Raw genomic sequence first — 10,000 nt, 5'->3', positions numbered from 1 at the left:
CCCCCAGTTCCTGTACAGCTTTATCTAGTTGCGCTTCTTCAATATCGGCTATGACCGCGAGACCACCCTTCTCAATCCAGTATCTGGCCAGGGCCTTTCCGATTCCCCCGCTGCCTCCTGTGATGACGGCGACTGCATCTTTGATGTCAAGCATGGATTCCTCCTTTTCTTCGTTTGGTTGTTCGTTTTGGTTTCCGGTTCCCCGGGAGTTAGTTCCATCTGGGCGATTAGTACACACGAAATTAATGCATTGCAGCTGATGGCGAATTTAATGCAACTTTCCAGCAACTTGTCTGCAAATTCTGCAAATTGCAGGCCAATGCCCGGGGAATTATAATTGGCACATAATTTGATAGATGATTCGATTAGGTGATTTGTATATTAATCTACAGCGAACAGAAAATCTATTCGGAAATAATTAAAAATAAAGGAGAATTCAAATGGCTCCCCAAACGTCACAGACAAATACAAGCGGTCACCCCATGCTGTCCGGGCTTTCGCCGGCAAAGGCGCGAAAGGGTAAAATCGTTTCCGGGGAAGAGGCGGTTCAGTTGATTCGGGACGGTGATACGATTGCCACCGGCGGATTCGTGGGGATCGGCTTCCCTGAACATCTTGCCATTGAATTAGAAAATTATTTTCTGGCGCATGGAGGCCCAAAGAACCTTTCACTGATTTATGCCGCAGGCCAGGGGGACGGTGATAAAAGGGGATTGAACCATTTCGGCCACAGGGGCATGGTAAAACGGGTGGTGGGCGGACATTGGGGATTGGTGCCCCGGCTCCAGAAACTGGCCATTGACAATGAAATTTATGCCTATAACCTTCCCCAGGGGGTTATCTCCCATATGTACCGTGATATCGCAGCAGGCAAGCCCCGAACCATTACCACGGTCGGCCTTAAAACCTTTGTGGACCCCAGAAACGGTGGCGGAAAGATAAACCAACTGACCCAGGAAGACCTGGTTGAACTTATGGTGTTTGACGGTAAAGAGTATCTTGCCTATAAAACCCTGCCCATAGATATCGCCCTGCTCAGGGGGACCACGGCCGATACCGACGGCAATATTACCATGGAAAAGGAAGCCCTGACCCTGGAATCCCTTGCCATTGCCACCGCAGCAAGGAATTCCGGCGGATTTGTCATCGTTCAGGTGGAACGGATTGCCCAGAAAGGGACCCTGGATGCGAAGCTGGTCAAGATTCCAGGCATTATGGTGGACTGCATCGTGGTCTCTGAACCGGAGAATCACTGGCAGACCTTTGCCGAACGGTACAACCCCTCATTCTCCTGTGAGGTCAGGGTGCCCATGCAATCCATTCCGCCCATGGAGATGAATGAGCGCAAGATTATTGCCCGCAGAGCAGCCCTTGAGCTTGCGGCCAACTCCATCGTGAACCTTGGGATCGGTATGCCCGAGGGGATTTCCAGTGTGGCCAACGAAGAAAAAATAATGGACTTTATTACGCTCACCGCCGAACCCGGGGTGATCGGGGGCCTGCCGGCCGGGGGGCTCAATTTCGGGGCTGCAACCAATACCGATGCCCTTATTGACCAGCCCTCCCAATTTGATTTTTACGACGGAGGGGGGCTTGACATGGCCTTTCTGGGCCTTGCCCAATCCGATAAGTACGGCAACCTCAACGTCAGCAAATTCGGGCCGAAACTGGCCGGCGCCGGCGGTTTTATCAATATCAGCCAGAATGCCCAAAAAGTTATGTTCCTGGGAACCTTTACGGCAGGTGGGCTGAAGGTTGCCGTCAGCAATGGAAAATTGTCCATCGCCCAGGAGGGAAAGGCCAAAAAGTTTGTCGATCAAGTGGAACATGTGACCTTCAGCGGAGAATATGCGGTGGAAAAGGGGCAACCGGTGCTTTATATTACCGAACGCTGCGTATTCCGGCTGAGCAAGGCGGGCATGGAACTGGTTGAAATCGCTCCGGGCATGGACCTGGAAACTGATATTCTGGCCCATATGGATTTTACGCCCATCATCCGGACGCCTCTAAAACAGATGGATACCAGGATTTTCGATACCGGGCCCATGGGCCTCAAAGACGATCTTCTGAAGCGTTCCCTGGGAGACAGGCTTTCCTACAATGGGGAGGAAAATCTGTTTTTTGTTAATTTTGAAGGGTTCAGCATTACCGGCGTCCAGGATATCCAGGATGTAAAAGAAGCGGTGGAAACAATCCTCAGGCCCCTTGGAAAAAAGGTGTATACCATTGTCAACTACGATAATTTCTCCATTCATCCGGAACTGCTGGAACCCTATACCGATATGGTCAAAGAACTTGTGGATGCGTTTTATTCAGGGGTAACCCGTTACACCACCTCCACCTTTTACAGGATGAAGATCGGGGAGGCGTTAAAAGAGAGGAATGTGGCCCCGCATATTTATGAAACCGAGGCCGAGGCCAGCCATGCTTTGAAAAAAATGTAGACAGTTTGATACACGGGGTGGTCCTCAGGGGTGGAGGGCAATCCCGTGTTTCTTGAGTTTTCTGTAAAGCAGGGTTCGGTGAATGCCCAGGTGTTCGGCCGCCCGGGTTTTATTGTAATCAAAATCCTTTAATACCTGCTCAAGAACACTTTTTTCAGTGTCCATCTGTATGGCGCGCAAGGACCCTTTGTCCGCCGGGATTTTCTTAAACCGTTTTTGCTGGATATAAAAGGGGAGGTCGTCCATCCGTATCACATTATTGTCCAGCCGGGAGAGGGTCCTTTCCAGTACATTGGCAAGTTCTCTTACATTACCGGGCCAGTGGTAATCCATCAGCCCCTTGAGGGCCTGGTCATCCAGCCTGACATCGTAAAGGTCAGCCTCGGATGCCATTTGTTTGAGCAGTTTTTGGGCCAGCAGGCCGATGTCCTCTCTCCGGTGTTTGAGCTGGGGAATGTTCAGGGGAATGACATTAAGCCTGTAATAGAGGTCTCTTCTAAAGCTGCCCTCATCCATCATTTTTTCAAGGTTCCGGTTGGTGGCGGCAATCAGCCTGAAGTCGGACCGTATGACCCGGGTTCCCCCCACCCGTTCAAACTCTTTTTCCTCAATCACCCGAAGCAGTTTGGGCTGCATTTCAACGGGCATGTCGCCTATTTCATCCAGAAAAATGGTTCCCCTGTGGGCCAGTTCGAATTTGCCGGGTTTCCCTTTGGTCCTGGCTCCGGTAAATGCCCCCTTGTCATACCCGAACAATTCGGATTCCAGAAGATCCCTGGGAATGGCTGCACAGTTGATTTTAACAAAGGGATGGACCCGCCGTGCACTGGAATGGTGGATGGCCTGGGCAAACATTTCCTTGCCGGTGCCGCAGTCGCCCAGAATCAAAACAGGGTAACTGCTGGCTGTGGCCCTGAGGGCCTCGTCCTTGAGGTCTCTCATTACCGGGCTTTCACCGATGATGCTTTCAAAGCTGTACCGGGTGGTGCGCAGGCTTAGGAGTTCAGCCTCGTACAGCTTTACCTTGGATTCCAGCATGCCCACTTTTTGGGCCAGCCTGGTGATTTCCTTAAGGTCACTGAACATGACCAGGCCGAAAACGGCAATCACCTTCCCCTTTTTTTTGACCGGAATCCGCTGAACCACGATATTCAGCCCTTTGATGCCCTGAATATGATTAATTTCGGCCTTGCCTGTCTTGCCGACAATGTGCATCCGGGTGTTCTCAACCACCTCGGTGCAGTGCCTGCCGGTCTGCATTTCAGGATCCAGGTTTAAAAATCTGCCGTAAGCCGGGTTGAGATAGGTGATATAGCCCTTGGGGTCGGTCACCATAATCCCGTTTTGGATACTGTCGAATATTCTCTGGTAAATTTCCACGTCGCTGAAAGCGGAGGTGCATTTCAAGGATTTCTTATGGGGCGGCATCTGTGTCCTATCCTGTCTACAAGTAGCGGTTTTAATACACATTTAGTGTCACAAAATGGTGTCCCTGTCAAAGGTGATTTCTTAAAGACGGGTCCTAACGGCCGGTTGCACCGTCCGGCGGCCCCATTTGTGAAATGGCCTGTCTTTTGCAATTAACCGGGATGTTCAGCTGTTGATGCAGTCAGTATTTAATTTTTTTTAACAAAGGAGAGATCCATGAAGACCAAACGAACCCTGGTAGTGACCTGCCTTCTGGCCCTTGTTTTTATTTTGGGAACAGCCCATGCCGGCAAGCGTGAGAAGTTCGGAGAAGATCCCCGCCATAAGATTGCCAAGCGCGTGAAGTTTAAAACTTCCGCGGAAAAGATCCGGTGGAAAATGGTGATGCCCTGGTCCAAAGGTCTTCTTTTTTATGATATTGCTTCCCATTTTGCTGATAGCGTCCGCCTGGCATCCGCCGGCCGTCTTGATATCAAACCCTTTTCCGCAGGAGAACTGGTCCCTGCCATGCAGAGTTTTGATGCCGTAAGCCAGGGCGCCGCCCAGGTCGGCCATGACTGGCCCGGGTACTGGAAAGGCAAAAACGAAGCCTTTGTTGCCTTTGCATCGGTGCCCTTCGGCCTGGACGCCGAAGGATACAATATCTGGCTCTATGAAAAGGGCGGCCTAGAGATGATGCAGGAGCTGTACGGCAAGTTCAACCTATTTGCCCTGCCCGGCGGCCAGTGCGGCCAGGAAATGGGGCTCTTCTCCAATAAGCGGGCGACCAAAATGGAGGATTTTAAAGGCATGCGCCTGAGAACCCCGGGCTGGTTCATGGACATTATGAACAACCTGGGTGCTTCCGTATCTCCCCTGCCCGGCGGGGAAGTCTACCTGGCCCTGGAGCGCGGCGTTATTGATGCGGCGGAGTTCTCCTCCCCGGCCATCAACTACCCCATGGGGTTTGACGAGATCACCAAGTACGTCATTGAGCCCGGCGTCCACCAGCCCGGCATCCAATGCGGTCTTTTTTTCAATAAAGACGCCTATGAAAAACTTCCCGAAGATTTAAAATGGATCATTGACATCTGCGCAAAGGAGACGCAGCTGTGGAGCTACAACTGGATCAATTCACTGAACGCCAAAGCCATTCGCCTCTTCAAGGAAAAGGTGGAATTCGTTCACATGGACGAAGCCACCCGGATTGAGTTCAGAAAAACCACTAAAAAATATATTGATTCCGTCAAAGCCAAATATCCTGACGTGAAAAAGGTGATGGACTCCCAGGAAGCCTTCATTAAAGACTATGCCGACTGGCGAAAAGCCCGGGGCGGAGCGGCCCCCTGGCCCTATGATACCTATATCAGCGGTCAGACCTATGAGTAAGGACTAACTTATTTATAAGTTTTCACAGGTCCTAGATACACCCATGGCCGGCAGTCCGTCCCATTTGAAAAAGGGGGGGGCAGCCGGCCTGATCATACACCCAAGGACAGTCAGCGCCCCTGCGGTCTTCATAGCTGGTTCCGGGCGTTTGATGCTATATTGATAAGGAAAACAAGATGCTGGAATTACTTTCAAGCCGCCTGGAGACCATCACTAAAAAACAGGGTGACCTGACATCGTTTTTGATATATCCCCTGCTGATCATCGTGGTATATGAGGTTTTCATGCGATACGTCTTCAACGCCCCGACCACCTGGGGATTTGAAGCCACGGCATTCATCTACGGGCTGCACTATATGTTTGGCCTGTCCTATACTGATGTCCACGGCGGCCACGTCAAAGTGGATATTTTCACAGCACTGGCCCCGGAACGGGTCCAGGCCTTCTTAAGGGTTCTGACCAATCTGATCTTTTTTATGCCTGTTACCCTGTGCATGAGTCTTTGGTCCGTGAAATTTGCCTATGTCTCTTTTCAGGGGCTGGAGGTGAATTCTACCTCATGGGCCCCGCCCATCTGGCCTCTCAAGATCCTAATGGCACTGTGTTTTATTTTCCTGCTTATTCAAGGCATCGCCAATCTCTTGAAAGACATCAATGCATTAAAAAAATAAAGGAAGACATCCGACATGAGTGTTGAATTCATGACTGTGGCCATGTTTGCCACCCTTATCCTGGCCATCACCCTGGGCCATCCCCTGGCCTATACCCTGGCGGCAGTCGCCACCCTCTTCGGCCTGATAGATAACGGCTTTGCCGTTCCCATGCTTTTTGAAATGTTTGTCAACAACTGCTGGGGACTGATGAATAATTACACCCTTGTGGCCATTCCTCTATTCATCCTCATGGCCCAGCTCCTTGACCGGTCCAAGGTGTCCGACGCCCTTTTTGAATCCCTTTACGTGGTGCTGGGCGGGATCAAGGGGGGACTTGGTCTGGCCGTTGTCGTGGTCTGCACGGTATTTGCGGCCACCACGGGAATCATAGGCGCATCGGTGGTGGCCATGGGGCTTCTGGCAACACCGGCCCTCATCAACAAAGGGTATCAAAAAGAGCTGACTTCCGGGATTATCTGCGCCTCAGGTACCCTCGGCATTCTGATTCCGCCGTCCATCATGATGGTGGTCTACGGCGGCCTTACCGGCATGAAGGAAACCAGCGTGGGAAATCTGTTTGCCGGCGCCATTTTTCCGGGGCTGGTCCTTGCAGGCCTTTACTTTGTTTACATTTTTATCCGGTGCAACCTGGATCCAACCCTGGGACCGCCTATTTCACAGGATGAGGCCAAGGCGTATACGGCCTCCCAGAAATGGGGGATGACATTAAAATCCCTGGTACCGCCCCTGGCACTGATCCTGGCCGTGATGGGCACCATCCTGGCAGGGGTGGCCACGCCAACGGAAGCCGCAGGACTGGGCGCCTTAGGTGCCATGGTCCTGGCCCTTGTAAATAAAAAATTGAACTGGACCGTTCTCAAGGAATCCGCCCAGGCCACCCTTAAAACCACCTCAATGGTCATGATGCTGTTTATCGGAGGCAAGTTTTTTTCCACGGTATTCCTCTCCATGGGAGGCGGTGACGTTGTTGCCGATCTTCTGATCGGATCGGGAATGAACCGGTGGCTGATTTTGTTTGTGATGATGTTCATTGTATTTATCATGGGCATGTTCATCGACTGGGCAGCCATTCTCCTGGTGACCGTACCTATATTCATGCCCATCGCCATGGAACTGGACTTTAACCCCCTGTGGTTTTCCCTGCTCATGTGCGTGAACCTGCAGACATCATTCCTGACCCCGCCGTTTGGTTATGCCCTGTTTTATTTTAAGGGGGTGGCGCCAAAAGGCTATACCATGATGCATATCTACAAAGGGATTATCCCCTTTGTTCTGCTTCAGGTGGTCTCCATTGCCCTGCTGTGCATCTTCCCACAACTGGTTACATGGCTGCCAGGGGTTTTCTTCGGTTCGTGACCCGGCGGATTGGGACGGGTTTGGCAATATCCGGGGCCGGAGTAACTGGGCCCGGAGAGAAGCCTTTTGGGGTGTGTTTTAAATTATTTTTATTAAAAATTAAAAAAACGTTTGACAAGCTCGAACGTTTCGGGCATATTACGCCGGTCTTTGGGACGGGGCAGCAACTGCTGCTCAGCCAAAGACGGTTTTGATCTTTGAAAATTGGTCAGTGAAGCAAGAATGAGCGGGTCACAAAACGACCTCACTCGATTGGAAAGAGTTGAGTGGGGATGACCTTAAAGTTTTAGTAAAAGGATTATAACTGGAGAGTTTGATCCTGGCTCAGAATGAACGCTGGCGGCGTGCTTAACACATGCAAGTCGAACGAGAAAGGGATTGCTTGCAATCCTGAGTAGAGTGGCGCACGGGTGAGTAACACGTAGATAATCTGCCTTCAAGCCCGGGATAACTAATCGAAAGGTTAGCTAATACCGGATAAAGTCGGTTGGCATAAGTCAACTGATGAAAGATGGCCTATCCTTGGAAGCAATTGTTTGGAGATGAGTCTGCGTACCATTAGTTTGTTGGTGGGGTAACGGCCTACCAAGACCACGATGGTTAGCTGGTCTGAGAGGATGATCAGCCACACTGGAACTGGAACACGGTCCAGACTCCTACGGGAGGCAGCAGTGAGGAATTTTGCGCAATGGGGGAAACCCTGACGCAGCAACGCCGCGTGAGTGAAGAAGGCCTTTGGGTCGTAAAGCTCTGTCAACTGGGAAGAAATTACAATTATTTAATAGATGATTGTATTGACGGTACCAGTGGAGGAAGCGCCGGCTAACTCCGTGCCAGCAGCCGCGGTAACACGGGGGGCGCAAGCGTTATTCGGAATTATTGGGCGTAAAGGGCGCGCAGGCGGTCTTGTCAGTCAGGTGTGAAAGCCCGGGGCTCAACCCTGGAAGTGCACTTGAAACAGCAAGACTTGAATACGGGAGAGGAGAGAGGAATTCCTGGTGTAGAGGTGAAATTCGTAGATATCAGGAGGAACACCGATGGCGAAGGCATCTCTCTGGACCGATACTGACGCTGAGGCGCGAAGGCGTGGGTAGCGAACGGGATTAGATACCCCGGTAGTCCACGCAGTAAACGTTGTACACTCGGTGTACCGGGCATTAAAGCCTGGTGTGCCCAAGCTAACGCATTAAGTGTACCGCCTGGGAAGTACGGTCGCAAGACTAAAACTCAAAGGAATTGACGGGGGCCCGCACAAGCGGTGGAGCATGTGGTTTAATTCGACGCAACGCGCAGAACCTTACCTGGGTTTGACATCCTGTGAATATCCCTTAATCGGGATAGTGCCTTCGGGAGCACAGAGACAGGTGCTGCATGGCTGTCGTCAGCTCGTGTCGTGAGATGTTCGGTTAAGTCCGGCAACGAGCGCAACCCTTATCTTTAGTTGCCAGCATTTCGGGTGGGAACTCTAAAGAGACTGCCCCGGTCAACGGGGAGGAAGGTGGGGATGACGTCAAGTCCTCATGGCCCTTATACCCAGGGCTACACACGTGCTACAATGGTAGGTACAAAGGGCAGCGACCTCGCAAGTGGTAGCGAATCCCAAAAGCCTATCTCAGTCCGGATTGGGGTCTGCAACTCGACCCCATGAAGTTGGAATCGCTAGTAATCGCGGATCAGCATGCCGCGGTGAATATGTTCCCGGGCCTTGTACACACCGCCCGTCACACCATGGGAGTTGATTATACCCGACGTCGCTGGGCTAACTATTTATAGAGGCAGGCGCCTAAGGTATGGTTGATAACTGGGGTGAAGTCGTAACAAGGTAGCCGTTGAGGAATCAGCGGCTGGATCACCTCCTTTCAAAGGAAAGATATAAAGTATTACTAAGCGCTCATTGGCGCCTCACTGGCCAACTTTGAGAGATCAAAATAACCGTAAGGTGTTTTGCATAGGCTCAATGTTCTTTGAAAATTTGTTGTAGTAAATATCAAATATAAATATCAGTTAAGCAATTGTTGAATTGCACAATACTGATATGTTGAAGAAAATTTTGATGAGATGCAAGGCGCAGCGTTTTCGAGAGAGGGAGTCGACCTATTGGTCGTCGACCGACCGAGATAAACGATGCAACGAAGCAGATCGCAAAATTTTCGATAACATCAAAGCGTTTAAACTTATTTGTGGAATAGTGGCTAAGCTACTAAGAGCATACGGTGGATGCCTTGGTGTCAAGTGTAGATGAAAGACGTGGAAAGCTGCGATAAGCTTCGGGGAGGGGCTAAACACCCATTGATCCGGGGATTTCTGAATGGGGCAACCCGGCGCGTTTAATCATGCGTCACCCTTAACTGAATACATAGGTTAAGGGAGCCAACGGGGAGAACTGAAACATCTTAGTACCCCCAGGAAAAGAAAGTAAAAACGATTTCCCAAGTAGCGGCGAGCGAACGGGAACCAGCCCAAACCGATTACGTGTCAAGCCCGAAAGCGTTGCGTAATTGGGGTCGCGGGATAATATTTGCAAGGGTTTCGGACCTTGCGGAGAGTCAAAAAATCAATTGTTAGCTGAAGAAGCTGGAAAGCTTTACCATAGCAGGTGACAGTCCTGTAAGCGAAAATAATTGATCTCTCTTATGTTACTCCCAAGTACTGCGGAACACGAGAAATTCTGTGGGAATTAGTGTGGACCATCACATAAGGCTAAATACGACTTGGCAACCGATAGCGTAC

Annotated in this window: 6 protein-coding genes and 2 rRNA genes (2 of these 8 running past the window's edge); 6 read left to right on the top strand and 2 right to left on the bottom strand. The window is 50.9% G+C overall.

The window, feature by feature from the left end:
* Positions 1-154, bottom strand: the beginning of a protein-coding gene (locus tag HUN04_10360; protein WDP90087.1) for an SDR family NAD(P)-dependent oxidoreductase. Its footprint begins 632 nt before the window's first position; 154 of the gene's 786 nt are visible here — the first part of the coding sequence; its start codon is at positions 152-154; the stop codon falls past the left edge of the window.
* A 328-nt stretch (positions 155-482) separates the two neighbouring features.
* Here HUN04_10360 and HUN04_10355 point away from each other — a divergent pair, with 328 nt between their 5' ends.
* Positions 483-2,444 carry an acyl CoA:acetate/3-ketoacid CoA transferase gene (locus HUN04_10355; GenBank protein WDP93243.1) on the top strand — a complete coding sequence of 654 codons (1,962 nt, stop codon included), beginning with the start codon at positions 483-485 and terminating at the stop codon, positions 2,442-2,444.
* Positions 2,445-2,468: 24 nt separating this feature from the next.
* Here the strand turns inward: HUN04_10355 and HUN04_10350 are convergent, their stop codons facing one another.
* Positions 2,469-3,872 (bottom strand): sigma 54-interacting transcriptional regulator, encoded by a 1,404-nt coding sequence (locus HUN04_10350; GenBank protein ID WDP90086.1) that lies wholly within the window; start codon positions 3,870-3,872, stop codon positions 2,469-2,471.
* A 216-nt stretch (positions 3,873-4,088) separates the two neighbouring features.
* Here HUN04_10350 and dctP point away from each other — a divergent pair, with 216 nt between their 5' ends.
* From dctP to HUN04_10325, 5 genes are all read left to right on the top strand, one after another.
* A complete protein-coding gene (gene dctP / locus HUN04_10345) occupies positions 4,089-5,240 on the top strand; it encodes a TRAP transporter substrate-binding protein DctP (GenBank protein WDP90085.1) in 1,152 nt (383 codons plus the stop codon).
* A gap of 176 nt (positions 5,241-5,416) precedes the next feature.
* The gene (locus HUN04_10340) at positions 5,417-5,911 is read left to right on the top strand and encodes a TRAP transporter small permease subunit (protein ID WDP90084.1); all 495 of its coding nucleotides are present in this window, start codon (positions 5,417-5,419) and stop codon (positions 5,909-5,911) included.
* Between the two features lie 15 nt (positions 5,912-5,926).
* Entirely contained in the window at positions 5,927-7,270 is a 1,344-nt protein-coding gene (locus HUN04_10335) for a TRAP transporter large permease subunit (protein WDP90083.1), read from the top strand.
* A gap of 301 nt (positions 7,271-7,571) precedes the next feature.
* Positions 7,572-9,131, top strand: a 16S ribosomal RNA gene (locus HUN04_10330).
* A gap of 328 nt (positions 9,132-9,459) precedes the next feature.
* Positions 9,460-10,000: ribosomal RNA gene (locus HUN04_10325) — 23S ribosomal RNA — on the top strand; it runs 2,452 nt beyond the window's last position.
* Together the 16S and 23S rRNA genes form the textbook arrangement of a ribosomal RNA operon.

It is taken from the genome of Desulfobacter sp. (assembly GCA_028768525.1).
Taxonomy (GTDB): Bacteria; Desulfobacterota; Desulfobacteria; order Desulfobacterales; family Desulfobacteraceae; genus Desulfobacter.
Note: the sequence above shows the minus strand (reverse complement) of the source record. Positions and strands in the feature narration are given on the sequence as shown.

Coding starts and splice junctions, on each gene's coding strand:
- HUN04_10355 (WDP93243.1), top strand. CDS start 483: ATGCTGTCCGGGCTTTCGCCGGCAAAGGCGCGAAAGGGTAAAATCGTT.
- HUN04_10350 (WDP90086.1), bottom strand. CDS start 3,872: ATGCCGCCCCATAAGAAATCCTTGAAATGCACCTCCGCTTTCAGCGAC.
- dctP (WDP90085.1), top strand. CDS start 4,089: ATGAAGACCAAACGAACCCTGGTAGTGACCTGCCTTCTGGCCCTTGTT.
- HUN04_10340 (WDP90084.1), top strand. CDS start 5,417: ATGCTGGAATTACTTTCAAGCCGCCTGGAGACCATCACTAAAAAACAG.
- HUN04_10335 (WDP90083.1), top strand. CDS start 5,927: ATGAGTGTTGAATTCATGACTGTGGCCATGTTTGCCACCCTTATCCTG.